The organism is Agrobacterium sp. ST15.16.024 (genome assembly GCF_027956545.1).
Classification (GTDB): Bacteria; Pseudomonadota; Alphaproteobacteria; order Rhizobiales; family Rhizobiaceae; genus Agrobacterium; species Agrobacterium cucumeris.
Map to the genome: position 1 here is coordinate 88,617 of NZ_JAQKGO010000009.1, position 24,387 is coordinate 113,003.

The 24,387-nt window shown below is 60.0% G+C and carries 21 protein-coding genes; 8 read left to right on the forward strand and 13 right to left on the reverse strand.

Going from position 1 to position 24,387, the window contains the following annotated elements:
- Positions 1-38: 38 nt before the first annotated feature.
- The 4 genes from PL640_RS21225 to PL640_RS21240 are packed head-to-tail and all read right to left on the reverse strand — an operon-like array spanning position 39 to position 3,526.
- A complete protein-coding gene (locus tag PL640_RS21225) occupies positions 39-893 on the reverse strand; it encodes a metal ABC transporter permease (protein ID WP_271363442.1) in 855 nt (284 codons plus the stop codon).
- Positions 890-1,750, reverse strand: coding sequence for a metal ABC transporter permease (locus PL640_RS21230; RefSeq protein ID WP_269699460.1), 861 nt, complete (start codon positions 1,748-1,750; stop codon positions 890-892). Before PL640_RS21230 ends, PL640_RS21225 begins: the two co-directional genes overlap by 4 nt.
- Complete coding sequence (locus PL640_RS21235; RefSeq protein WP_271363443.1) at positions 1,731-2,639, reverse strand: manganese/iron ABC transporter ATP-binding protein; 909 nt, start codon at positions 2,637-2,639, stop codon at positions 1,731-1,733. The genes PL640_RS21230 and PL640_RS21235 overlap by 20 nt, the downstream gene beginning before the upstream one ends.
- Positions 2,636-3,526 carry a metal ABC transporter substrate-binding protein gene (locus PL640_RS21240; RefSeq protein ID WP_161991431.1) on the reverse strand — a complete coding sequence of 297 codons (891 nt, stop codon included), beginning with the start codon at positions 3,524-3,526 and terminating at the stop codon, positions 2,636-2,638. The genes PL640_RS21235 and PL640_RS21240 overlap by 4 nt, the downstream gene beginning before the upstream one ends.
- 287 nt (positions 3,527-3,813) lie before the next feature.
- On the opposite strand from PL640_RS21240, the gene PL640_RS21245 reads away from it, so the two are divergent.
- Positions 3,814-4,746, forward strand: coding sequence for a hypothetical protein (locus PL640_RS21245; protein WP_442867053.1), 933 nt, complete (start codon positions 3,814-3,816; stop codon positions 4,744-4,746).
- Between the two features lie 75 nt (positions 4,747-4,821).
- Here PL640_RS21245 and lysS read toward each other — a convergent pair whose 3' ends face one another.
- The 6 genes from lysS to PL640_RS21275 all read right to left on the reverse strand — a co-directional run bounded on the left by lysS (position 4,822) and on the right by PL640_RS21275 (position 12,319).
- The gene (lysS, locus tag PL640_RS21250; protein ID WP_271363444.1) at positions 4,822-6,321 is read right to left on the reverse strand and encodes a lysine--tRNA ligase; all 1,500 of its coding nucleotides are present in this window, start codon (positions 6,319-6,321) and stop codon (positions 4,822-4,824) included.
- Between the two features lie 249 nt (positions 6,322-6,570).
- Positions 6,571-8,028 (reverse strand): glutamate--tRNA ligase, encoded by a 1,458-nt coding sequence (gene gltX / locus PL640_RS21255; RefSeq protein WP_271363445.1) that lies wholly within the window; start codon positions 8,026-8,028, stop codon positions 6,571-6,573.
- A 210-nt stretch (positions 8,029-8,238) separates the two neighbouring features.
- Positions 8,239-10,011 (reverse strand): SLC13 family permease, encoded by a 1,773-nt coding sequence (locus PL640_RS21260; RefSeq protein ID WP_142842757.1) that lies wholly within the window; start codon positions 10,009-10,011, stop codon positions 8,239-8,241.
- 241 nt (positions 10,012-10,252) lie between these two features.
- Entirely contained in the window at positions 10,253-10,540 is a 288-nt protein-coding gene (locus PL640_RS21265) for a GIY-YIG nuclease family protein (protein WP_271363446.1), read from the reverse strand.
- A gap of 167 nt (positions 10,541-10,707) precedes the next feature.
- Positions 10,708-11,469 carry a TerC family protein gene (locus PL640_RS21270; RefSeq protein ID WP_271363447.1) on the reverse strand — a complete coding sequence of 254 codons (762 nt, stop codon included), beginning with the start codon at positions 11,467-11,469 and terminating at the stop codon, positions 10,708-10,710.
- 163 nt (positions 11,470-11,632) lie between these two features.
- A complete protein-coding gene (locus PL640_RS21275; RefSeq protein ID WP_271363448.1) occupies positions 11,633-12,319 on the reverse strand; it encodes a TetR/AcrR family transcriptional regulator in 687 nt (228 codons plus the stop codon).
- Positions 12,320-12,479: 160 nt separating this feature from the next.
- Here PL640_RS21275 and PL640_RS21280 point away from each other — a divergent pair, with 160 nt between their 5' ends.
- The 7 genes from PL640_RS21280 to PL640_RS21310 all read left to right on the forward strand — a co-directional run bounded on the left by PL640_RS21280 (position 12,480) and on the right by PL640_RS21310 (position 21,469).
- Complete coding sequence (locus PL640_RS21280; protein WP_271363449.1) at positions 12,480-13,694, forward strand: HlyD family secretion protein; 1,215 nt, start codon at positions 12,480-12,482, stop codon at positions 13,692-13,694.
- Positions 13,695-13,715: 21 nt separating this feature from the next.
- On the forward strand, positions 13,716-15,299 hold the full coding sequence (locus tag PL640_RS21285) for a DHA2 family efflux MFS transporter permease subunit (protein ID WP_142842761.1): 1,584 nt from the start codon (positions 13,716-13,718) through the stop codon (positions 15,297-15,299).
- A 348-nt stretch (positions 15,300-15,647) separates the two neighbouring features.
- Positions 15,648-16,670 carry a LacI family DNA-binding transcriptional regulator gene (locus PL640_RS21290; RefSeq protein WP_271363450.1) on the forward strand — a complete coding sequence of 341 codons (1,023 nt, stop codon included), beginning with the start codon at positions 15,648-15,650 and terminating at the stop codon, positions 16,668-16,670.
- 103 nt (positions 16,671-16,773) lie between these two features.
- Positions 16,774-18,228, forward strand: coding sequence for a xylulokinase (gene xylB / locus PL640_RS21295; protein WP_271363493.1), 1,455 nt, complete (start codon positions 16,774-16,776; stop codon positions 18,226-18,228).
- 204 nt (positions 18,229-18,432) lie between these two features.
- The gene (xylA, locus tag PL640_RS21300) at positions 18,433-19,743 is read left to right on the forward strand and encodes a xylose isomerase (protein ID WP_142842763.1); all 1,311 of its coding nucleotides are present in this window, start codon (positions 18,433-18,435) and stop codon (positions 19,741-19,743) included.
- A gap of 372 nt (positions 19,744-20,115) precedes the next feature.
- Positions 20,116-20,814 carry an OmpW/AlkL family protein gene (locus PL640_RS21305; protein ID WP_271363451.1) on the forward strand — a complete coding sequence of 233 codons (699 nt, stop codon included), beginning with the start codon at positions 20,116-20,118 and terminating at the stop codon, positions 20,812-20,814.
- A 211-nt stretch (positions 20,815-21,025) separates the two neighbouring features.
- Positions 21,026-21,469, forward strand: a complete 444-nt coding sequence (locus PL640_RS21310) for a glyoxalase superfamily protein (protein ID WP_269699469.1) — start codon at positions 21,026-21,028, stop codon at positions 21,467-21,469.
- 72 nt (positions 21,470-21,541) lie between these two features.
- On the opposite strand, the gene PL640_RS21315 is transcribed toward PL640_RS21310, so the two are convergent.
- The 3 genes from PL640_RS21315 to ugpA are packed head-to-tail and all read right to left on the reverse strand — an operon-like array spanning position 21,542 to position 24,343.
- On the reverse strand, positions 21,542-22,603 hold the full coding sequence (locus PL640_RS21315) for a sn-glycerol-3-phosphate import ATP-binding protein UgpC (RefSeq protein WP_271363452.1): 1,062 nt from the start codon (positions 22,601-22,603) through the stop codon (positions 21,542-21,544).
- On the reverse strand, positions 22,603-23,451 hold the full coding sequence (ugpE, locus tag PL640_RS21320; RefSeq protein WP_271363453.1) for a sn-glycerol-3-phosphate ABC transporter permease UgpE: 849 nt from the start codon (positions 23,449-23,451) through the stop codon (positions 22,603-22,605). Before ugpE ends, PL640_RS21315 begins: the two co-directional genes overlap by 1 nt.
- Before the next feature lie 10 nt (positions 23,452-23,461).
- Positions 23,462-24,343: a sn-glycerol-3-phosphate ABC transporter permease UgpA gene (gene ugpA / locus PL640_RS21325; RefSeq protein ID WP_142842768.1), complete on the reverse strand. Its 882-nt coding sequence runs from the start codon at positions 24,341-24,343 to the stop codon at positions 23,462-23,464.
- Positions 24,344-24,387 lie beyond the last annotated feature (44 nt).

Below are 24,387 nucleotides of genomic sequence, written 5' to 3' on the forward strand. Positions count from 1 at the left end.
AGGCGAAAATGTTCCATGCGCCCGCAAAAATCGTTGTTTTAAATCCCTTTTTCAGCCGCCGCGTCAATCCGGCGTGCTTTCCAGGTGGTGCGGATGAAGGTTGCGACGAAGGCGATGCTCATGAACAGCACGATGGTGGGGGCCGGCGCACTGTCGATCAGGAAGCTCAGCCATATGCCTGACAGTGATGAGACGACCGCCACGATGATGGCGACGACAAGCATGGCGGAAAAGCGCCGTGTCAGCAGGAAGGCGATTGCGCCCGGCGTCACCAGCATGGCGACCGAGAGGATGATGCCTACGGCTTTCAGCGCGCCGACCACGGTGAGCGACAGAACCATCAGCAGACCGTAGTGCAGAATACGCACCGGCAGACCGATTGCCTTGGCATGTTGCGGATCGAAAGCATTCACCAGCAGATCCTTGCGCAGCAGCCCGAGGAACAGCGTGGCAAAAAGCGCGATCAGACCGGTCTCCAGCATGTCTGACGGGGCAATGCCCAGCATGTCGCCGAAGAGGATGTGATCGAGGTGCATGTCGCTCTGAACCTTCACGTAAAGCACCAGCCCCAGCCCGAACATGCCGGAAAAGACGATGCCAAGCACCGTATCTTCCTTGATGCGGCTGTTTTCCTTGATGAAACCGGTGCCGAGCGCGCAGATCATGCCGGCGATGAAGGCGCCGATCGAAAGCGGAATGCTGACGATATAGGCGATCACCACGCCCGGCAGCACGGCATGGGAAACCGCATCCCCCATCAGCGACCAGCCCTTCAGCACCAGAAAACAGGAGAGCATCGCCATCGGCACCGCGATCATCAGGGTGATCACGAAGGCATATTGCATGAAAGGCAGTTGAAACGGCAGGATGGCGAGTTCGAGATATTCGCTCATGGCGTTTCCTCCAGTGCCTTGCGGGCCTTGGCTCTGGAGGCGAGCAGGCCATGTTTGGGCGCAAATATAAAGGCAGTCAGGAAGATCGCGGTTTGCAGCACAACGATGACGCCGCCGGTGGCGCCATCGAGGAAATAGCTGAGATAGGCGCCGACGAAGCTGGTGGCCGCGCCGATGATGAGGCTCATCAAGATCAGTCGCTCGAAACGGTCGGTCAAGAGATAGGCCGTGGCGCCCGGTGTCACCACCATGGCGACGACGAGGAAGGCCCCAACCGTCTGCAGTGCGGCAACCGTGGAGGCGGCAAGCAGGGTGAAGAAGATCACCTTCAGCACTTCCGGTTTCAGCCCCACGGTGCGGGCATGGTTCTCATCGAAAAACACCACCATGAAGTCGCGCCATTTTAATGCCAGAACCAAAAGGCTGATGCCGCCGATCAGCGCCAGCTGGATGGTGTCTTCGGTGGTGATTGCCAGGATATTGCCAAGCACGATGGTCTGGATATTGATCGAGGTCGGCGACAGCGAGACCATGAACAGCCCCAGCCCGAAAAACGAGGTGAAGATCAGCCCGATGATCGCGTCTTCCTTGAGCCTGGTCTTCTGGTTCAGGAACAGCATGGAGCCGGCGGCAAGCCCACCGGAGAGAAAGGCCCCGAGGGAAAAGGGCAGGCCGAGCATATAGGCGCCGGCGACACCCGGAACGATGGCATGGGAGAGCGCATCGCCGATCAGCGACCAGCCTTTCAGCATCAGATAGGCAGACAGAAAACCGCAGACGCCGCCGACCAGCGCGCTGACCCAGATGGCGTTCAGCATGTAGCCATAGGTGAAGGGCTCAAGAAGGCTGTTTATCATCGACTTTTTCTTTCGGAGCCTGCGGATCATGTCCGTTCTGGCCATTCTTGCCGTAAATCACGAAGGGCCGTTCGTCATCGGTGATGACCTTTACCCGGCGTGGATCGGCATCGTCATGCAGGTCGGCCCCGCCAAGGATGAAGTGGCGCAGGCTGCCGCCGAAGGCTTTCTGCAGGTTCTCCTCGGTAAAGGTATCCTCTGTCCTGCCTGACGCCAGAACCGTGCCCTTGACGAAGACGGCGCGGTCGCAGAATTCCGGCACGCTGCCGAGATTGTGGGTGGAAACCAGCATGACGCGGCCTTCGTCGCGCAGCGCTTTCAGAAGTGCGACGATCTGCTCTTCCGTCGTCACGTCGACACCGGTGAAAGGTTCGTCGAGCAGGATGACCTGACCTTCCTGCGCCAGTGCGCGAGCCAGAAACACCCGCTTCTTCTGCCCGCCGGAAAGTTCGCCGATCTGCCTTTTGCGATAATCGAGCATGTTGACGCGTTTCAGCGCCTCTTCCACCATCTGATGATCGCGTTTGGACGGGATGCGCAGGAAGTTCATGTGGCCATAACGGCCCATCATCACCACATCCTCCACCAGCACCGGAAAGCTCCAGTCCACCTCCTCGGCCTGCGGCACATAGGCAACGAGGTTTTTCCGGAGCGCTTCCTTCACCGGCAGGTCGAAGATCGAGACAGAACCGGCGGCCAGCGGCACGAAACCCATGATCGCCTTGAAAATCGTGGACTTGCCGGCGCCATTGACGCCGACAAGTGCAGTGATCGTTCCGCGGGGAATGGAAAAGCTGGCATTTCTTAATGCGGTGTGGCCATTGCGATAGGTCACTGTCGCATTTTGAACCGTAAGGCCGCCGGCTATTTTTTTACCGCCCATCCTCATGATGACAGGCCTTTTGCGATGGTCTCGCTCGTCACCCGCAGCAGATCGAGATAGGTCGGAACCGGGCCGTCCGCTTCGCTCAGCGAATCCACGTAGAGTATGCCGCCATAGGTTGCGCCGGTTTCCTTGGCCACCTGTTCGGCTGGATCGGCGGAAACCGTGCTTTCGCTGAAGATGACCTGGATATTGTGCTCACGCATGGCGTCGATTACGCCGCGGACCTGCTGCGGTGTGCCCTGGCTGTCGGCATTGACCGGCCACAGGAACAGTTCCTTCAGCCCGAAATCGCGGGCGAGATAGGAGAAGGCCCCTTCACTCGTTACCAACCAGCGCTTGTTTTCCGGGAGAACGGAAAGCGTATCACGAATGGGCTGGACGGTGGCCTTGATCTTGTCCGAATAGGCCTTGGCATTGGCGGCATAGACATCGGCATGGGCAGGGTCGATCTCGGCAAGGCCCTTGCGGATATTTTCCACATAGATCAAGGCGTTATCGGGTGACATCCAGGCGTGTGGATTGGGTTTGCCCTGATAGGCGCCGCCGCTGATCGCCATGGGTTCCACACCTTCGCTCACCGTCACGCTGGGCACGCCGGAGAGGTTCGCCAGGAATTTTTCAAACCACAATTCCAGATTGAGGCCATTGCGCAGCACCAGATCGGCTTTACGGGCTTTGAGGATGTCGCGCGGGGTTGGCTGGTAGTTGTGAATTTCAGCACCCGGCTTGGTAATGCTTTCCACTTCGGCGGCATCCCCCGCCACGTTGCGGGCCATGTCGGCGATGATGGTGAAGGTCGTCACCACCTTCGGTTTTTCCTGCGCCACCGCGGCTGCGGGGAGAAAAAGTGAGAAAGCAAAAAGAGCATGCCGGATTTTCTGGAAGTTCACGTCTGTCACCGAATGTTTGTTGCGATTAATTCGCAATACCATCTGTTATAAAATCACGCTTGTCAACGCTATTGCAAATCATTCGCAATTTAGCGGCATTTGAAAATGTCTGAAAATGGTGCGTTTTTGCCGGCGTTGCGCCGGGGTGGTTAAACTTTTTTCAATGAGAAAGCGGCAGTATCGTAAGGCTCGGACAGCGAGGTTGCGAGCTTTATCCCGCGTGTGTTCCTCATCATCAGAGCCACGTTTCGGGGTGAGGGCGATAAGGCGGGGTACTTGATGTCAGGATGTTGTGGGTGAAAGCTGTATTCGGACGAATGCGGTTTTCGCGCAAACTCGTTGTGATCGTAGGCGGGATCCTGCTTTTGGCGGGTGCGACCGGTTCTGCTGCCGTGTTCATCGGCAGCGATCGGCTGCTTGGCCCATCCTACGCTTCCACCAACGGGCTTTCCTGCGACGCAGTCCAGACGGTCAACATCCGCAAGAACGGTTCCTTATGGGTGCGCAAATTCATCCGCACCGCAGGCGGTGATGGCACGGAGCGGTTGAAGACCGCACTCCGTGTCGCCAAAGCGGTTTACGACAAACAGAAGCCCGACCTGGTGCAGGTTTCTGTGCTCGACAGGAATGGCCCGCAATTGCGTTCGGAAATGCGCGGCCGGGCCATTGCCGCACAGGTCGTCTTCATTCCTGATCCCACCAAGATTCCGCAGGGCGCCGATGCCCAGCGTTATTCCGCTTTTTATTATGATGGCGCGGCCAATGGCAGCGGCCAGTTTTATGGGCTGCGTATCGACCTGCCGCTTGAGGACGCCGAAACCATGGCCGCGAGCCTCAGCGATACCGCCGATTGCGCGACGCCAGCTTCGGATGCCGGTTCGGAAGGCCATGAAGGCAAGGCTGCGAAAGGCGCGGCCGGACATGGCGAAACCAAGGATGAGGGCGGCGGCCATGGTGCAGCACCCGCGGAGGCGGATGAAGGCGGGGCCGGCGCGGAAGCGCATGGAGAACAGCCATCTCCCGAAGCACGGGGCGAACCCGGTGCCGATGAATTGCTGACTTCGACACCGGAAGCCGATGGCGGCAGCATCTTCAGCCTGACCTATCTAAAATCGTTGATTTTCGGAAAAGGCTCAACGACCGCGCAGGCGGCGGAGGAAAAACCGGCGACTGAGACTGCGCCGGCTGAGGAGCCGGCTGCGGGCAAGGCCGGGCATTAACGGTTGTGAGGAAGTGGGCCGGTCCCGAGCTTGAAGAGCGAAGGCGGCCATGCGGCCGCCTTGGTTTTCGTTCGATCAATCCGCCTTGTTGCGGCGGGCCGGGAAGAGGATGACGTCGCGGATCGACGGGGCGTTGGTGAGCAGCATGATCAGGCGATCGACGCCAATGCCTAGACCACCGGCGGGCGGCATGCCCTGGTCAATGGCGTCGAGGAATTCCTCGTCCAGCTGCTTGTCCTTTTCGCCGCGGGCGTGCGCCTGTTCCAGCTGTTCCACCATGCGGCGGCGCTGTTCTTCCGGATCGTTGAGTTCCGAAAACGCGTTGCCCACTTCCCAGGCGTTGCAATAGCTTTCGAAACGCTCGACGAGGCGCGGCTCACCCGGCACTTCCTTGGCGAAGGGCGAAATGTCCTTGGGGAAATGCGTCACATGGCTCGGCTGGATCAGCGTGCCTTCGACCTTTTCTTCAAAGATGAAGGCAAGGCATTCGCCCCAGGTCCAGTCCTTCTCGACGGCAAAACCGGCAGCCTTGGCCGCAGCGCGGGCTTCTTCGTCGGTCTTGAGGGCGAGGAAGTCGATACCGGTTGCTTCCTTCACCGCGTCAGGCATTGGCACGCGCTTGAACGGGCCCTTGAAGGAAATCGTCTGGCCCTGGAATTCTACTTCGGTCGTGCCGTGCAGGGCAATCGCCAGCGTCTCGAACAGCCGCTCCACGAGACCCATGATGTCCTCGTAATCGGCATAGGCCCAGTAGCACTCCATCATGGTGAATTCAGGATTGTGCCTTGTGGAGACGCCTTCGTTGCGGAAGTTGCGGTTGATTTCGAAGACCTTGTCGGTCAGGCCCGAAACCAGCGTGCGCTTCAGGAACAGTTCCGGCGCGATGCGCAGATACATGTCCATCTTCAGCGTGTTGTGGAAGGTCTTGAACGGATCAGCCGTCGCGCCGCCATAGATGGTCTGCAGCATCGGCGTTTCCACCTCGAGGAAGCCTTCGGCCTCCATGAAGCGGCGGATGCCGGAAAGGATTTTCGAGCGTTGCAGGAAGCGCAGCTTGGATTCCTCGTTGGAGAGGATGTCCAGATGACGCTTGCGGTAACGCAGCTCGATGTCGGAGACGCCGTGCCACTTCTCGGGCATCGGCAGCAGCGACTTCGTCAGCATGGTGATTTCTTCGGCATTGATCGTCAGCTCGCCACGCTTGGTGCGGCGCACCTTGCCGGTGACGCCGATGATGTCGCCGATATCGATCATCGGCAGCAGGTTGCGCGCCGCTTCCGGCGTCGTATCCTTGTGGGAGAAGATCTGCACCTTGCCGGATGCATCATGGATATCCATGAACATGCCGGAATTGCGCGAGGAATAAACGCGACCGGCCACCGTCACCGTATCGCCGGTTTCGACGTCGGCTTCGATATCGGCGTATTTTTCCGAAAGCTCCGCATTGCTCATGGTGCGGTGGAAATGCGCCGGATAGACGTCACCGATCTGCTCGCGCAGCAGCGCAAGTTTCTGGCGGCGTACTTCTGTCGCGTCGGAGGAGAGGGCGGTGGTTTCGGTCGTCTTGTCGTTCATGGTGTTGGCCTTTAGCGGGCTTGTTCGTTGCGGGTGGCCTTGGCGCTCTGGGTTACCCCCCTCTGTCCTGCCGGACATCTCCCCCACAAGGAGGGACATCGACAAGCGGCTGGCACCTTGCCCAAGAAACGAGCGGGTTCAGCACCTGATCTCCCCCCTTGTGGGGGAGATGCCCGGCAGGGCAGAGGGGGGTACCCCAAGCAGAGGGATATATTTCAGTGTGCTGCCGTCACCGCCAGCACATAACTATCAGCTTCCGCTGCCAACCATCGTGGCCACAACGGCGATCGCCATCTTCAACCGCTGGCGCACAACGGAGCGGCCGAGCAGCGCCATCGAGTCAAACAGCGGCAGCGAGCGGGAGGAACCGGAGACGGCGACGAAAAGCGGCGGCGTCACAACGCGCAGTTTCTTGCCGGTGCGTTCGGCCACATCGCGCAGCTCGGCCTCGATCGCTTCCACGTTCCAGTCCGGCATCTTTTCGAGGTCGGCGGCAACCGTGGTGAGGATTTCGTGGATTTCCTCCGGTTTGCTCTTCAGCCCGGCAAAGGAAGCCGGTGTCAGGCCGACATCGCTCGCCAGCAGGAAGCCGGCGAGGTTCGGCAATTCGCCGAGTCTCGAAATGCGGCTCTGGGCAAGCTTCAGGCCTTCGGTCAGGCGGGCATTTTCCATCGCCCATTCCAGCGTGCGGGCAATGAACTCTTCCGGGGAAAGCTTCTCACGCAGCCAGCGGCCGTTCAGCCAGTCCAGCTTCTGGATGTCGAAGATGGCACCGGCCTTGGAAAGCGCTTCCGGATCGAACTTCGCCGCCAGCTCTTCCATGGTCAGGAGCTCTTCGCCTTCGGCGATCTGGATGAAGAACAGGCCAAGGAAGTTCATCAGTGCTTCCGGCAGGTAACCCAGCGCGGAATAATAGGAGATCGAGGTAGGGTTCTTGCGCTTGGAAAGCTTCGACTTGTCGGCGTTACGCATCAACGAGAGATGCATGAACACCGGCTGGTCCCAGCCGAAATAACGGTAAAGCAGGATGTGCTTCGGCACGGAGGCCAGCCACTCTTCACCGCGCGCCACATGGGTGATCTTCATAAGATGGTCGTCGATGACGTTGGCCATGTGATAGGTCGGCATGCCGTCGGCCTTGATCAGCACCTGCATGTCGACCGAATCCCAGGGGATCGAGACATCGCCATAAACACCGTCATGGAAATCACACGAGCCTTCGGTCGGGATTTTCATGCGCACGACATTGGCCTCGCCGGCGGCGACGCGGGCGGTGACTTCCTCGGCCTTGAGGTTAAGGCAGTGGCCATCATATTTCGGCGGCTTGCCGGCGGCGCGCTGCGCTTCGCGCATTTCTTCCAGCCGCTCGGGCGTGCAGAAACAGCGGAAGGCATGGCCTTTTTCCAGCAGCTCTTCGGCATAGGGCCAGTACATGGACTTGCGTTCCGACTGGCGGTAGGGGCCGTAAGGGCCGCCGACATCGGGGCCTTCCGACCAGGTGAGGCCGGTCCAGCGCAGGGCTTCCAGCACCTTCTGCTCATATTCAAGGGTCGAGCGGGTGGCGTCGGTATCCTCGATGCGCAGGATGAACTCGCCGCCGTGTTTCTGGGCGAAGAGATAGTTGAACAGCGCGATATAGGCGGTGCCGACATGCGGCTCGCCGGTGGGGGAAGGTGCAATGCGGACGCGAACGCCGGAAGTGGTCATGAAATTCACTCGTCGTGGACGTGGCTGAAATATGGGTGGTTTCACCCGTATATCACGAAGTTTTCGTTTGGATGCGGCAGGAAATCATGTCGAAAGGCACAAATAAAGCACCTTTTGCACATTCCCGTTCGGCATCGGCTTAGGCCATATTATGCCGCAGGCGTCAAGGAAATAAGGAGCTTGCGCCGTCTTCCCCGGGGCGATCCGCGCCTAGTTGACCGGCCAGACGTAAAGCAGCATCGGAATGCTGGCGATGACGATCATGATCGACAGCGGCAGGCCAAGTCGCGGATAATCGCTGAAACGGTAACCGCCCGGGCCCATGACAAGCGTATTGCACTGGTGGCCGATGGGGGTGAGGAAATCGCAGCCGGCACCGATCGCCACCGCCATCAGGAAAGCTTCCGGCCGGAAACCGAGCGTGGTGGCAAAACCGGCGGCGATGGGGGCCATGACCAGCACGGTGGCCGCATTGTTGAGGAACGGTGTTACCGCCATGGCGGTAAGCAGGATCATGCCGAGCGCCGCGAAAGGCGGCAGCCCCTGTGCTGCCTGGCCGAGCCAGGCGGCGATCAATTCACTGGCGCCGCTGGTGCGAAGACTGTCGCTGACGGGAATAAGGGCAGCGAGCATGACGAGGATCGGCCCGTCGATGGATTTATAGACTTCGGCAAGCGGGATTGCGCCGACGACGATCATCAGGAAGGCGGCGGCGAAAAAGGCGACCGAGACGGGCACCAGCCCGCTGCCGGCGGCAAGCATGGCGGCGGCCAGCACGATGACGGGCAAAAGCGCGCGGCGCTGCACGCCAAGCAGGATTTCCCGCTGCGCCAGCGGCAGAAGGGAAAATTCCTGCAGCACCTGCGGCAGGTTCTTGCGGCTGCCCTGCAACAGGATGACGTCGCCCGCCTGCAGGGTCAGTTCGGAAAGCCGCTGGCTGACGCGCTGGCCGCGACGGCTGACGGCGATCAGATTGACGCCGCGCGTATAGGACAGCGAAAGCTCGCGGGCGGAGATGCCACTCAGCACCGATTCATTGCTGATCACCGCTTCCATGGAGATGAGATCGCCGGTTTTCTGGCCGTTTTCGGTCAACGGCTTACCGGAGAGCAGCAATTTCGCCTGCGAAACGATGCGGTCCAGCCCTTCAGGGCTGCCTTCCAGCAGAACCGTGTCGCCGGCCTTCAGCTTGACGTCGGGGAAGGGGGAGATGCGCCGCGGTCCGCGCAGGATAGTGCTGGCGATCACGTCGCCATCGGCCTGTTTCAAGAGTTCGCGCAGCGGCCTGTCGGCAAAGGTGCTGTCGGCCGGCAGCGTTGCCTCCGCCGTATAGGCCGCCTGGTCGAGGGCATCCTCCACCGATGCCTGCTGGCGGTTGCGCACCGGCAAAAGCCGGTAACCGAAGGTCAGGAAGATGATGCCGATCACTGTCAACCCCGCACCGACGGGGGTGAAGTCGAACATCGAAAAGCTCTGGCCGGTCATTTCTTCGCGCAATCGGGAAACGACGATGTTGGGCGAGGTGCCGATCTGCGTCATCAGCCCGCCAAGCAGTGCGGCAAAGGCCATCGGCATCAGATAATAAGAAACGGGGCTGCCGGATTTGCGGGCAAACTGGAAAGCGACCGGCATCATGATGGCAAGTGCGCCGATATTCTTGATGAAGGCCGACATGATGGCGACGACGATCATCAGAAAGGCCAGTTGCAGCCCCTTGGAGTGCATTTCCGGGAAATATTTCTTGATCGTCATGTCAACGACCCCCGAACGCGCCACGGCCGAACTGACAATCAGCGCGCTTGCGACGATGATGACGATATCGTCGGAAAAACCGGAGAAAGCCTTGTTGAACGGCACGACACCAAGCGCCACCGCCACCAGCAATGCACTGCAGGCGATGACGTCGTAACGGAACCTGTCCCAGATGAATGCTGCCATCATGCCGGCGATCACGGTGAAGGCGAGGATCTGGTCGGTCGTCATGCTTGCTTATGCTTTCGAAGGAGAGACGGCGGGAATGACTCTATCGATGAGGATATCGAAGAACGCAAGCCGGGGTGAAGCGGTTCCGGGCTGGAAATGGTCATTCATACTTTTCCGTCATACCTGCCCTGAGCCGGTATCAACCACGCGGCTCTCATGCGACGAGAAGAGTCTTTTCAGCCCAAAGACTTGGGCCGGCTGGATGCCGGATCAAGTCCGGCATGACGGAGCGGAGGCATTGTCAGAGAAGAAAATGAGCAATGTCGTCCCAGGCTGGATTGAGAGTTTCAATCAACTTGATCTTCCATGCCCTCGGCCAGTTTTTTATAGTCTTTTCTCTCGCAATTGCGTCCGTGACGAGATCGTATGTTTCAAACCACACAAGCGTCTTAACGCCATAACGGGTTGTGAAACCAGGCGTCAGGTTGTTCTGATGTTCATATAAACGGTGAGAAAGGTCGCTTGTTACGCCAGTATAGATCGTACCGTTTCTTTTGGATGCAAGAATATAAACGTAACCTTGGCGCATGAGAAACGCTCATGATTTTTGCAAGAAATCAATTTATTTCCGTCATGCCGGACTTGATCCGGCATCCAGCCGACGCGCGTCTGCGCGGCGAGAAGAGTCCTTTCAGCCCAAAGACTTGGGCTGGCTGGATTCCGGCTCAAGGCCGGAATGACGGTGGCGAGATGCCGTTAGTGCGTGTCGCCCGAAGCCTGTGCCTTCTTGCGCTGCCGCGCATTGCGCGCAAACATGTTGAGCACTTCCACCAGCGCCGAAAACGCCATGGCGGCATAGACGTAACCCTTCGGCACATGGAAGCCCATGCCTTCGGCGATCAGCGTGGTGCCGATCATCATCAGGAAGGCGAGCGCCAGCATGACGATGGTCGGGTTGCGCTCGATGAAGTTGGCGAGCGGTGTTGCGGCAAGCAGCATCACGGCAACGGCGACGACGACGGCGACGATCATGATCGGCAGGTGCGGCGTCATGCCGACGGCGGTGATGATGCTGTCGACTGAAAAGACGAGGTCGAGCAGCAGGATCTGGCCGATGGCGGCGCCGAAATTCATCGCCACCGGGCCGCCCACCATGTCTTCCTTGTGATCTTCAGGATCGACATTGTGGTGAATTTCCTTGGTGGCCTTCCAGACGAGGAAGAGACCGCCGGCGATCAGGATCATGTCCTTCCACGAGAAGGCGTGGCCGAAGACTTCAAACACCGGTGTGGTGAGCTGCACGATCCAGGCAACGGTGCCGAGCAGACCGAGACGCATGACGAGGGCAAGGCCGATGCCGATCTTGCGGGCTTTTTCGCGCTGTTCAGGCGGCAGCTTGTTGGTCAGGATCGAGATGAAGATCAGGTTGTCGATGCCGAGCACGACCTCCATGACGATCAGCGTGACGAGCGCCACCCAGGCGGCGGGATCGGACAGAAGAGGGAGAATGGACTCCATCAGGGGAAATTTCCTTTCAGCAACAAGGCCAGCCGAAACATTCGGTGGGTGGAATTTATAGCGCAATACGCGAGAAACAAGCGCATGAGGCCCCCACCACGCAAGATTTCATCGAAATTTCGCGCAGGCCGGGTGTCGGCGCTGGTGCCGTTGCTGAATGAAGTCAGGCCCTGTTGGTTCCGTAAGCCGCCATGAATACCGTGATGGCGCTGTTGATCACCCGGTCGAGTTCCTCTTCGGGAACCGGGCCATCGATTTCGCCGAACAGGCGCAGCTTGAAGAAGGTGCCGGTGGAAAGCTCTATATATTGCCGGGCGGCAAGCTCGACGTCGTCGACTTTCAGGTGTCCGAGCGCGACGTGATGCTCGATGAAATCCTGAAGCACGGTGCGCACATTGTTGGGTGCTGCGATGAAGAAACGCTGCGCCAGCTTCGGCATGCGGTCGATGACGCCGATGACCGAGCGCATGGCGGGGACCATGTCTGAACAGATCATCTTGTTGGCGAAGGCCTTGCCGAACTGCTTCAGGCCTTCGCGCACCTCTTCGGTGCCGGCCAGAATGTTGCGCATGGAGGTGGCGAATTCCTGCCGGTGCTGATCGACGAGGGCGGCGAACAGATCTTCCTTATTGGAGAAATAGACATAGATCGTGCCCTTGGAAACGCCCGCTTCCCGGGTGATGTCGTTCATGCTGGCGGCGTCGAAGCCCTTGCGCTTGAAAACGCGCCAGGCACCGGCCAGAATCTGCCCGCGCTTAGCCGGGTCCTCACCCGCCGCAAAACGCCCGGCGGGGTTTCCGGGACAGCCCGTTTCCATGTCCGCTTCCATATCCATGTTTTCCCCTGCCATCGTTATCGCCTCCTAGCACCACAATGGCGTAAAAAAAATTAACCAGACGTCGAACCAATCGGTTCGATAACACTTGATATGTGTCAGGAAAGAGATTATGTCAATCGAACCGAACGGTTCAGTTCGAAAAACTTTCTTCAATCTATCACGGTATACTCTCATGTCGGCCCAGAAAAATAGCGCGGTTCGCGCCGTCAACGATGCGGAAGAGGCGGATATCTCCGCCAAGGCCGAGACCTCTCCGGCAAAGCCGGCAGATGCCCCGCCGCAACAGCCGCCCCAGACAACCGCTGCTCCGAAGCAGAAGAAGCGTTCGAAGCTTCTGCCGGTCATCGCCGTCGCCCTTCTGGCCGGTGCCGGCTGGTACGGTTACAACTGGTGGATCGATGGCCGCTTCATGGTCTCGACCGACGATGCCTATATAGAAGGTGACATCGCCGTCATCGCGCCCAAGGTGTCTGGTTACGTTGCCAAGGTGAATGTGGTTGAAAACCAGGAAGTCAAGGCGGGCGATCCGCTCGTGACGCTCGACGATGGCGACTATCGCATCGCGCTCGATCAGGCCGAGGCGCAGATCCGCACCGAGGAACTGTCGCTGAAGCGTATCGATGCGCAGATCGTCGGTGGCGAGGCATCGCAGGAACAGGCTGTCGCCCAGAAAGGCGCACTGGATGCCGCCCTTCGTGGTGCCGAAATCACCCAGAAGCGTGCCAGCGAATTGCAGGCGAAGGATGTCGGCACCGTTGCCGCTTCCGACAACGCCCAGGTCGCGCTCGATCAGGCCAGGGCGAATGTCGTAGCCGGCGATGCGGCGATTGCCTCGGCAAAAGCCAATGTCGAGCTGCTGCGCGCCCAGCGCGAGGAAGCCGAGAGCACCATCCGCTCGCTGCAGCTTTCCCGCGACAAGGCCGCTCGCGACCTGTCCTTCACCGTGCTGAAAGCGCCATATGACGGCGTCATCGGCAATCTGGCGGTGCAGACGGGTGATCTCGTCTCGGTTGGCAAGCGTCTGGCTTCGCTGGTGCCGATGAATGAGCTTTATATCGACGCCAATTTCAAGGAAACGCAGCTGGCCAGCGTGGTGCCCGGCTCGAAGGTGCGCGTGCATGTGGATGCATTTAATGATGCGACCATTGAAGGCACGGTGCAGTCGATCTCGCCCGGCTCCGGCTCGGTCTTCTCGATGCTGCCGCCGGAAAACGCCACGGGCAACTTCACCAAGGTCATCCAGCGCGTGCCTGTGCGTATCGTCTTCTCCAAGGAAGACCTTGCAAAGCACAATCTGCGCGCGGGCTTGAGCGTGGTGGTCGATGTCGATACCCGCACGGCGCCGGAAACCACGAAAACGGCGCAAGTTAACCCGCAGGCCAAGTAAGGCTTCGTTGAGGGCAAGATCATGGCGGCTACGGTTGTCGGTACGGGCGGGGCGTCGATCCCCGCCGATCCTCCGATGGACAGGCGCAGGCTCATCGCGTTCTTTGCGATGGTCTTCGGCATGTTCATGTCCATTCTCGATATTCAGATCGTTTCCGCCTCGCTGGCGGAAATCCAGGCCGGCCTCGGCGCGGGGTCGGATGAGATCGCCTGGGTGCAGACTTCCTATCTGATCGCCGAAGTGATCATGATTCCGCTGTCAGGCACGCTGGCGCGCATCCTGTCCACGCGCGTGCTGTTTGCCACCTGTGCGGCCGGCTTCACGCTTTCGAGCGCGCTTTGCGCCACCGCCACCAATATCGACCAGATGATCGTCTACCGGGCGATCCAGGGCTTTATCGGCGGCGGCATGATCCCCTCCGTCTTCGCGGCGGCCTTTACCATCTTCCCGCCGTCGAAGCGCTCCGTCGTCTCGCCGATCATCGGTCTGGTCGCCACGCTTGCGCCCACCATCGGCCCGACGGTCGGCGGTTATCTCTCCAATGCCTTTTCCTGGCACTGGCTGTTCCTCGTCAACATCATTCCGGGCATCATCGTCACCATCCTGACCTGGAGCCTGATCGATTTCGACAAGCCGGAACGGTCGCTCTGGAAGAAATTCGACTGGTGGGGCCTCATCTCCATGGGGGTCTTCCTCGGATCGCTGGAATATGTGCTGGAAGAAGGCAACAACAAGGACTGGTTCAACGATGAACGTATCGTGATCGGGTCCATCGCCATGGTCATCGGTGCGGTGGTGTTCTTCTGGCGCGCCTTCAAGGTGGAATTCCCTGTCGTGGATATCCGCGCCTTTGCCGATCGAAATTTCTCCATCGGCTCGCTGTTTTCCTTCGTCATGGGCATCGGGCTTTATGGCCTGACCTATCTCTACCCGCTCTATCTCGGCCGGGTGAGGGGATATGATGCGCTGATGATCGGCGAGACCATGTTCGTCTCCGGCCTTGCGATGTTCTTCACCGCGCCGATCGCCGGCAAGGTCTCCACCAAGCTCGACCCGCGGGCGATGATGGCCATCGGCTTCATCAGCTTCGGCTGCGGTACGTGGATCATGACGTATGTGACGACCGACTGGGACTTCTATGAACTGCTGATCCCGCAGATCCTGCGCGGTTTTGGCCTGATGATGTGCATGGTGCCGATCAACAACATCGCGCTCGGCACGCTGCCGCCCGCCCGCATCCGCAATGCGTCGGGCCTGTTCAACCTCACCCGTAACCTTGGCGGCGCGGTTGGCCTTGCGGTCATCAACACCATGCTGTCGCAGCGCACCGACGATCACTATGTGCGGCTGGCGGAACATATCAGCTACTCCAATCCGCAGGCGCTGGAATGGCTGAACAATGTCGGCGCGAACTATGATTCCTACGGGCTGGACGGCGCGTCCGTCGCGATCAAGAAACTGGTCGGCATGGTCTCGCAGCAGGCATGGATCCTGGCCTTCGCGGATGTGTTCTTCGCGCTGACGCTTTTGTTCGGCAGCCTGATCTTCATGACGATCCTGATCCAGAAACCCAAGGCAGCGCCGCCGCCAGACGCGGCGCACTAAAAAAATCCCCTCCCATCCACCGCAGAGCTGGGGCCGTCGAAAATGACGGCCCCTTTTTTTGTCTGCCGATGAATATGGAGCGAGTGGTTGCGGCATATTTCTTCTCCCCGCCGGGGAGAAGTCCGCGGCAGCGGGATGAGGGGGCGAGCTCTCCGCAATCCGGCAAGGTTGCCCCCTCATCCGACCCTGCGGGCCACCTTCTCCCCGGCGGGGAGAAGAAACAGGCGGCACCGTTTCGCCAAGAGCCGCCAACCCGATGCCGCCTTTCGATGAAATATGAGGTACGTACATCATTTTTCGGTTTACCTCGGCCCCAAAGCTGGATATTCAAGGGCGAGGGGAGGAGCCATGAAGCCGACAGTTCATGATATTGCCGAGCGCGCGGGCGTCAGCCTCGCCACCATCGACCGGGTGCTGAACATGCGTCCGGGCGTCCACGCCGCCACCCGCGCCCGGGTGGAGGCGGCGATTGCCGAGCTTGGTTATGTGCGCGATATCGCCGCCGCCAATCTGGCCAAGGGCCGCAATTATTCGCTGGTCTTCATCCTGCCGGGCAATGACAATTCCTTCATGGCAACGCTGAGGGCCGAGGTGCGGGCGGCTGCCTCCCGCTCTCATCTGGAGCGCACGGCGATCCGCATCATCGAGGTGCCGCCCTTTAATGCCGCAGCACTGACCGAGGCCCTGGAAGTGGCGCGGCGGGAAAAACCCTCCGGCGTGGCTTTCGTCGCCACCGATTCGCAAGATGTGGCGGAAGCGGCAGACCGGCTGGCGGAAGACGGCATCGCCACGGTGACGCTGGTTTCCGATCTTTCCGGCTCACGCCGTGACCATTATGCCGGTGTGGACAATGCTGCGGCGGGGCGCACGGCGGCGAGCCTGATGGGACGTTTCCTCTCCACCCGTGGCGGCGATATCGCCGTTGTCGCCGGTTCCATGCTGGTGCGTGACCATCGCGAACGTCTGGAAGGTTTTCGCGCCGTCATCGAGGCTGAATTTCCGCAATTGCGGCTTCTTCCGGTGCTCGAGGGCAAGGATGACCCGGCAACCGTCGAGGCGCTGGTTGCCGGAGCGCTGGGCAATGCTGCGCTGTCAGGCATCTACAGCCTCGGCGCCGGTAATCGCGGCCTCATCCGGGCGCTGAGAGTCGCCGGCGGTGAAAGGCCCTTGTCTGTCATTGCCCACGAACTGACCGAAAACACTGCCAATGCGCTGCGGGAAGGCGTGCTTGATGCCGTGCTCAACCAGGACGCCGGCCACGAGGTGCGCAGTGCCATCCGCGTGTTGAAGGCACGTGCGGACGGCCAGTCTGTCATCGCGGCGCAGGAACGTATCCGTATCGACATATTCCTCAGGGACAATCTGCCCTGACAAGCATTTCCAGGAAAAGTGGCCGCCGGTTTTCCATCCGGAAATGCGGTGACTTTTAAAAAACGCTGAAAGTGGCGCATGGAGCGCCGGAATGGAGAAATACATGTATCTCGGTCTCGATCTTGGCACTTCAGGCATCAAAGCCCTGCTGATGGATGGCGATCAGAAGATTGTCGGTTCGGCCAATGGCTCGCTGGAGGTTTCGCGTCCGCATCACGGCTGGTCGGAACAGGATCCGGCGGACTGGATCGCCGCCGCGAAAACCGCCGTCGCCGGCCTGAAGCAAAAGTTCCCGAAGGAGCTTGCCGCGGTAAAGGGCATCGGCCTTTCCGGCCAGATGCATGGCGCGACGCTGATCGACGCGGCCGGCAAGGTGCTGCGCCCCTGCATCCTGTGGAACGACACGCGTTCCCATGCCGAGGCTGCCGCACTCGATGCCGATCCGCGTTTCCGCAAGATAACAGGCAATATCGTCTTCCCCGGTTTCACCGCGCCGAAGCTTGCCTGGGTGGCGAAGAACGAGCCTGAAATCTTCGCGAAAGTGGCGAAGGTGCTGCTGCCGAAGGATTATCTGCGCCTTTGGCTGACCGGCGAATATATCTCCGAGATGTCAGACTCCGCCGGCACCTCGTGGCTCGATACCGGCGCGCGCAAATGGTCGTCCGAACTTCTCGCCGCCACCGGCCTTGATGAAAAACACATGCCGTCGCTGGTGGAAGGCACGGATGAGGCTGGCGTGCTCCGCGCCGAACTCGCGTCCGAATGGGGCATTTCCGGCCGCACCGTGGTGGCCGGCGGCGCTGGCGATAATGCCGCTTCCGCCTGCGGCATGGGCACGGTGAAGGAAGGCCACGCCTTCGTGTCGCTTGGCACATCAGGCGTGCTGTTTGCCGCCAACGCCTCCTATTTGCCGAAGCCGGAAAGCGCCGTGCATGCCTTCTGCCATGCGCTGCCCAACACCTGGCACCAGATGGGCGTCATCCTCTCCGCTACCGATGCGCTGAACTGGTATTCGCGCCTCACCGGCCAATCCGCCGCCGATCTGACCGCCGAGCTGGGAGAGACGCTGCTTGCGCCGACCGGCGTTACCTTCGCGCCCTATCTTTCCGGCGAGCGCACCCCGCATAATGACGCAGCCATTCGCGGCTCCTTCATCGGTCTTTCGCATGAAAGCGACCGCAAGGCGCTGACACAGGCCGTTCTGGAAGGTGTCACCTTTGCCATCCGCGACAATCTCGAAGCGCTGAAATCTGCCGGCACCTCGATTTCGCGTGTTACCGCCATCGGCGGTGGTTCGCGTTCGGCCTATTGGCTGGCTTCCATCGCCACTTCGCTCGGCGTGCCCGTGGATATTCCGGCAGAGGGCGATTTCGGCGCGGCCTTCGGCGCCGCCCGCCTCGGCCTCATCGCCGCGACGGGGGCTGATCCGGTTGCCGTTTGCTCGCAGCCGGAGACGGCGCGGACGATTGAGCCGGTGGCTGATCTGGCTGGGGCCTATGAGGAGGCTTATCGGCGGTATCATGCGCTTTTTCCGGCTATTCGGGCGCTTTCGCATTGAGGGATTGAGGGGGGCTACCCCCCTCTGTCCTGCCGGACATCTCCCCCACAAGGGGGGAGATCGACAAGCGGCGGACACCTCGCCCATGGAACGAGCGAGTACGGCATCTGATCTCCCCCCTTGTGGGGGAGATGTCCGGCAGGACAGAGGGGGGTAACCATACCCTCCGGAATTTCATCTAAACACACCACAGGAGGACCCACCATGAGTACAGGTTTTTTCGGCGATATCGCCAAGATCAAATATGAAGGCCCCGACAGCACCAACCCGCTGGCCTTCCGCCACTATAACCCCGATGAAATCGTTGCCGGCAAGCGCATGGAAGATCACCTGCGTTTCGCGGTGGCCTACTGGCACACCTTCACCTGGCCGGGCGGTGACCCCTTCGGCGGCCAGACGTTTGAGCGTCCGTGGTTCGAAGACACCATGCAGGCGGCGAAGCTGAAGGCAGATGTGGCTTTTGAGTTCTTCTCGCTGCTCGGTTCGCCGTTTTATTGCTTCCATGATGCGGATGTGCGCCCGGAAGGCAAAAACTTTGCTGAGAACACGAAGAACCTCAACGAAATCGTTGATTATTTTGCTGAAAAGCAGGCGCAGACCGGCGTGAAACTGCTGTGGGGCACGGCGAACCTTTTCTCCAACCGGCGTTTCATGTCCGGTGCGGCAACCAATCCGGACCCTGACGTCTTTGCATTCTCCGCCGCCACGGTGAAGACCTGCATGGATGCCACCAAGAAGCTCGGCGGCGCGAACTACGTTCTGTGGGGTGGCCGTGAGGGTTACGAAACCCTGCTCAACACCGATCTGTCACGTGAGCTTGACCAGCTTGGCCGCTTCCTCAATCTGGTGGTGGAATATAAATACAAGATCGGCTTTGAGGGCACGATCCTGATCGAGCCGAAACCGCAGGAGCCGACCAAGCACCAGTACGACTATGATGTCGCCACCGTTTACGCCTTCCTGCAGAAGAACGGTCTGGAAAAGGAAGTGAAGGTCAATATCGAGCAGGGCCATGCCATCCTTGCCGGCCATTCCTTCGAGCATGAGCTGGCCATGGCCAATGCCTTCGGCATTTTCGGCTCCATCGACATGAACCGCAACGATTACCAGTCCGGCTGGGATACCGACCAGTTCCCCAACAACGTGCCGGAAATGGCGCTCGCCTATTACCACGTGCTTGCCGGTGGCGGCTTCAAGAATGGCGGCACCAATTTCGATTCCAAGCTGCGTCGCCAGTCGCTCGATCCGCAGGACCTGCTGATCGGTCATATCGGCGGTATGGATTGCTGCGCCCGTGGCCTGAAGGCGGCGGCGAAGATGGTCGAGGACGGCGCGCTGTCGAAGCCACTTGCGGAGCGTTATGCCAAGTGGGATTCGCCGGAGGCCCAGAAGATGCTGCGCGGCGAACTGAAGCTCGACGAGATTACCGCGCTGGTGGAGCGGGAGGATATCAATCCCGAGCCGAAATCCGGTCGTCAGGAATATCTGGAGAACGTCGTCAATCGTTACGTCTGACGCGCAAGTCCATTGTTGAAAAAGCGGGGCGGGGGATCATCTCCCGCCTTTTTCATGCGCTGTCCATGGCGATCTTGCGCCGGTCTCCCGCCTCCTGTTGTTGCGCAATTGTCACAATCTCCAGCCGTACGTCCTCGGCATTGGTCAATGCCGCAACGGTTTGATCCATCTCAATTGGTGTCTCCCGCCCTTCGCCATAGTGGCCGCGACGGTCGTGGCACCGAGGATTCGCAGCCAGCCGTCATCAGCCGGTTTCTGGGTTGCCCGGTGACGGCTGCGGCATCGGCAAGTTCCGATGCGCCGGTTCGAGAAGGTGAGACGCGCCCTGGGGAATGTCCGAACGGATACAGGCTGCGCTAAAGGAGAGATGGAATGACGAACAGGAACAAAAGAACCGCCTTGCTTGCCAGCGTCGCGGTTAGCGCTGTGGCGATGCTGGTATCGGCCAATGCCATGGCCGCCGATCTGGCCCCGGCCGCCCCGGCGCCCACCGCCGAAGAGGCGATTGCGGCGGCAAGCCCGTGGATGCTGCGCGTGCGCGGTCTCGGCGTCATCACCAATGACAGCGGCAGCGTCGACGGCGTGCCCGGTGCCGGCCTTTCCTATTCCGATACGGTGATCCCGGAACTCGACATCACCTATTTCTTCACGCCGAATTTTGCCGCCGAACTCATTCTCGGCACCACCTATGCCAAGATCAACGGCGAGGGTGTGTTGGCCGGCACGCCGGTTGGCAAGACATGGCTGCTGCCGCCGACGCTGACGCTGCAATATCACTTCACCGATTTCGGCGCTTTCAAGCCCTATATCGGTGCGGGCGTGAACTATTCGCTGTTCTACAACCAGTCCGAACAGCCCGGTTTCAGCAATCTTGATGTCAAGAACAAGCTCGGTGCTGCCGTGCAGGTCGGTTTCGACTATATGCTCGACGAACATTGGGGCGTGAACTTCGACGTGAAAAAAATCTTCCTGAAGACCGACTGGACCGCCGAACTGGGCGGCACGCCGATCAGCGGCAAGGCCAGGCTCGATCCCTGGCTGATCGGTGCCGGTATCACCTATCGCTTCTGATCCCGGGACGCCCTTCAGCGCCGCCTTTGACGGGCGGCCCGTTCTGAGTTATACGGACGGCCACGGGCAGAGAGCCCCGGCCGTCCGCAGGCATTTATGCCCCTGGTGAAGCTCTCATCCCTGATAACGGTCATCCCCATGTTTTGCATGTCGTCGATGGCAACGCGGACCCCCTTCGGAAAATTCGGCATGTCAATGTTGGAGAACCGTTATGAACGTGTCCAAACCGCTTCCCGCCCTTGAGGGGCTGAAAGAGCAGGCAAAACGCCTGCGCACAGCGCTTGAGGAACAGGGACAGGCAATTACCCACTCAAAGGCGCTGGAACTCATCGCCGCGCAATATGGCTTCCGCGACTGGAACACTCTGCACGCAGCAGCCGGCAACCGCCCCGCCTTCAATCCATATCTTCTGGGTTCGAGAGTGGAAGGCCTTTATCTAGGCCAGCCTTTCGTCGCCTCGGTGCTGGGTGTCCAGGCGCTCGGCGGTGACCCGGAACGCTATCGGCTCACCCTGCATCTGGATGATCCCGTCGACGTCGTGACCTTCGAAAGCTTCTCCGCCTTCCGGCAACGCGTCCACTGCAATATCGACACATCCGGCCGCACCGTGGAGAAAACCTCCAACGGCCGGCCGCAGGTGGAGCTGGTGTGGTAGGGAGCTGCCGGAGGTATCTAGCGATACAAGAACACCCGCCGAAGGGCGGGTGTTCGATTTTCGTCGATAAGTTTAGATCCGCTTGCCCGTCGTATCGAACAGATGGAAATTCTTTGCCTGTGCGGCGATCTTCAGTGTCTCGCCAATGCCCAGCTGGGAGCGACCGGGAACGCGGAAGACGATGGTGGTGCCATCGGCGAAGGAGCCGTGTACATAGCTTTCCGCTCCCACCAGTTCCACGGCATCCACCTGCACGGTGCCGGTGAAGGCGGCGTCGGCCGGGGCTTCGGTGGCAAGCGTGATGTCTTCCGGGCGAATGCCGAGTGTGGCGACGGTCTGCGGTAGTGTTGTAACACCGTTCACCGACCAGCCGGTAGAGCCATTGGACGAAGCCGTGCCGTGCGCCAGAAGGTTCATGGAGGGCGAACCGATGAAGGTGGCGACGAAGGTGGTCGCCGGCTTCTCGTAAAGCTCGATCGGCGTACCCATCTGCTCGATGCGGCCGGCGTTCAGCACCACCAGCCGATCGGCGAGCGTCATGGCCTCCATCTGGTCATGGGTGACATAAACGCTTGTCGTGGCGAGCGAGCGTTGCAGGCGGCGGATCTCCACCCGCATCTGCACGCGCAGCTTGGCGTCGAGGTTGGAGAGCGGCTCGTCGAACAGGAAGGCTGCCGGCTTGCGCACGATGGCGCGGCCCATGGCCACGCGCTGGCGCTGGCCGCCGGAAAGCTGGCGCGGCTTGCGCTCCAGGAACTGCTCGATCTCCAGCGCCTTGGCCGCCTCGGTGATGCGCCGCTCGATCTCCTCCTTCGGCGTGTTGCGGTTCTTCAGGCCATAGGCAAGGTTCTGGCGCACCGTCATATGCGGATAAAGCGCATAGTTCTGGAATACCATGGCGATGTCGCGGTCGGAGGGTTCGAGATCATTGACGACGCGGTCGCCAATGACGATCTCGCCGCCCGATATGCTTTCCAGCCCGGCGATCATGCGCAGCAGCGTGGATTTTCCGCAGCCGGAGGGGCCGACCAGCACGATCATTTCGCCATCGGCGATGTCCATCGATACGCCCTTAATCGCATCGACATTGCCGCCATAAACCTTGCGGACGTCTTTCAGCGCAATTTTTGCCATTATTTTTCGGTCTCCACCAAACCTTTGACGAACCAGCGCTGCATCAGCACCACAACCATAATCGGGGGGATGATGGCGAGGATCGCCGTCACCATCACATAATTCCAAGGCGTCGACGCGTCGGTGAAATCCACCATGCGCTTGAGGCCGATGATGATCGTGTTCATCTTGGCATCGTTGGTCACGAGCAGTGGCCAGAGATACTGGGTCCAGCCATAGATGAACAGGATCACGAATAGGGCGGCGATATTGGTTCTCGACAGCGGCAACAGAATTTCGCGCATGAAGCGGAACGGACCGGCATTGTCGATACGCGCCGCCTCGACCAGCTCACCGGGAATGGTCAGGAAGAACTGCCGGAACAGGAACGTTGCCGTCGCAGATGCCATCAGCGGCAGCGTCAGTCCCGCATAGGTGTCGATCAACCCAAGATCGACGATGACCTTGTAGGTGGGCAGGATACGCACCTCCACCGGCAGCATGAGCGTGATGAAGATCATCCAGAAAAAGCCCATGCGGAAGGGAAAGCGGAAGAAGACGATGGCGAAGGCCGACAGGAACGAGATGACGATCTTGCCGATGGCGATGGCGAGCGCCACGACGAAGCTGTTGAACAGCAGCCGCTCGAGGCTGACGCCGACCACTCTTTCGACGCCACCGACCATGGCGTCGGTGTAATTGGCGCTCAGATGATCGCCGGGCAAAAGCGACATGGGTGGGCGGATGATATCCGTCGACGTCATGGAAGAAGCGACGAAGGTGTAATAGATCGGGAAGGCCACAACGATGATGCCGAGAATGAGCATCAGATGGGCGACCATGCGGGCGACCGGGCGATTTTCAATCATTGTGAAATCCTCAGCCGTAATGCACGCGCTTCTCGACGAAGCGGAACTGGAAGGCGGTGAGCGCAATGACGATCACCATCAGGATCACGGACTGCGCGGCGGAAGAGCCGAGGTTCAGGTTCACGAAGCCATCATTATAGACCTTGTAGACCAGCGTTTCCGTCGCCTTGGCGGGGCCGCCGCCGGTGACGGCATGGATGATGCCGAAGGTATCGAAGAAGGCGTAAACCGTGTTGACGACCAGAAGGAAGAATGTTGTCGGCGCCAGCAGCGGGAAAACGATGGTCCAGAAGCGCCGCGAACCGCGCGCGCCGTCAATGGAGGCGGCTTCCAGCAATGATTTCGGAATTGCCTGCAAGCCTGCGACAAAGAACAGGAAATTATAGCTGATCTGCTTCCACGCAGCGGCGGCGACCACCAGCAGCATGGCCTGATTACCGTCAAGCAGCGGGTCCCACATGATGCCGTTGCGGCGCAGGATATAAGAGAAGGTGCCCATGGCGGGGTTGAACATGAACAGCCACAACATGCCGGCGACGGCAGGCGCCACGGCATAGGGCATGATCATCATGGTACGGTAAAAGCCCTTGCCGCGCACCACCCGGTCAGCCGCTGTTGCCAGAAGCAGCGCAAGGCCCATGGAGACGAGCGCGGTCAGCACGCTGAAGATGACGGTGACGTGCAGGGAGTTGAGATAGCTCTCATCCGACAGCACGGCGGAAAAATTGGCCAGCCCGACGAAATTGCTGTTCAGCCCGAAGGCGTCCTCGCGCATGGTCGACTGGTAGAGCGCCTGGCTTGCGGGCCAGAAGAAAAAGACCACCGTCAGGATGATCTGCGGTGCGACCAGCAGATAAGGCAGGATCTTGTTGGGGAATACGACGCTTTGCACGGCGATCTCCTGATGAGATGGAAACGCCGCCCGCACCCTTTTTG

Coding starts and splice junctions, on each gene's coding strand:
- PL640_RS21235 (WP_271363443.1), bottom strand. CDS start 2,639: ATGAGGATGGGCGGTAAAAAAATAGCCGGCGGCCTTACGGTTCAAAAT.
- PL640_RS21275 (WP_271363448.1), bottom strand. CDS start 12,319: ATGGCAGGGGAAAACATGGATATGGAAGCGGACATGGAAACGGGCTGT.
- PL640_RS21280 (WP_271363449.1), top strand. CDS start 12,480: ATGTCGGCCCAGAAAAATAGCGCGGTTCGCGCCGTCAACGATGCGGAA.
- gltX (WP_271363445.1), bottom strand. CDS start 8,028: ATGACCACTTCCGGCGTTCGCGTCCGCATTGCACCTTCCCCCACCGGC.
- PL640_RS21305 (WP_271363451.1), top strand. CDS start 20,116: ATGACGAACAGGAACAAAAGAACCGCCTTGCTTGCCAGCGTCGCGGTT.
- PL640_RS21265 (WP_271363446.1), bottom strand. CDS start 10,540: ATGCGCCAAGGTTACGTTTATATTCTTGCATCCAAAAGAAACGGTACG.
- PL640_RS21290 (WP_271363450.1), top strand. CDS start 15,648: ATGAAGCCGACAGTTCATGATATTGCCGAGCGCGCGGGCGTCAGCCTC.
- PL640_RS21225 (WP_271363442.1), bottom strand. CDS start 893: ATGAGCGAATATCTCGAACTCGCCATCCTGCCGTTTCAACTGCCTTTC.
- xylB (WP_271363493.1), top strand. CDS start 16,774: ATGTATCTCGGTCTCGATCTTGGCACTTCAGGCATCAAAGCCCTGCTG.
- PL640_RS21245 (WP_442867053.1), top strand. CDS start 3,814: ATGTTGTGGGTGAAAGCTGTATTCGGACGAATGCGGTTTTCGCGCAAA.
- PL640_RS21230 (WP_269699460.1), bottom strand. CDS start 1,750: ATGATAAACAGCCTTCTTGAGCCCTTCACCTATGGCTACATGCTGAAC.
- xylA (WP_142842763.1), top strand. CDS start 18,433: ATGAGTACAGGTTTTTTCGGCGATATCGCCAAGATCAAATATGAAGGC.
- PL640_RS21270 (WP_271363447.1), bottom strand. CDS start 11,469: ATGGAGTCCATTCTCCCTCTTCTGTCCGATCCCGCCGCCTGGGTGGCG.
- PL640_RS21315 (WP_271363452.1), bottom strand. CDS start 22,603: ATGGCAAAAATTGCGCTGAAAGACGTCCGCAAGGTTTATGGCGGCAAT.
- PL640_RS21260 (WP_142842757.1), bottom strand. CDS start 10,011: ATGACGACCGACCAGATCCTCGCCTTCACCGTGATCGCCGGCATGATG.
- PL640_RS21310 (WP_269699469.1), top strand. CDS start 21,026: ATGAACGTGTCCAAACCGCTTCCCGCCCTTGAGGGGCTGAAAGAGCAG.
- lysS (WP_271363444.1), bottom strand. CDS start 6,321: ATGAACGACAAGACGACCGAAACCACCGCCCTCTCCTCCGACGCGACA.
- PL640_RS21285 (WP_142842761.1), top strand. CDS start 13,716: ATGGCGGCTACGGTTGTCGGTACGGGCGGGGCGTCGATCCCCGCCGAT.
- ugpE (WP_271363453.1), bottom strand. CDS start 23,451: ATGATTGAAAATCGCCCGGTCGCCCGCATGGTCGCCCATCTGATGCTC.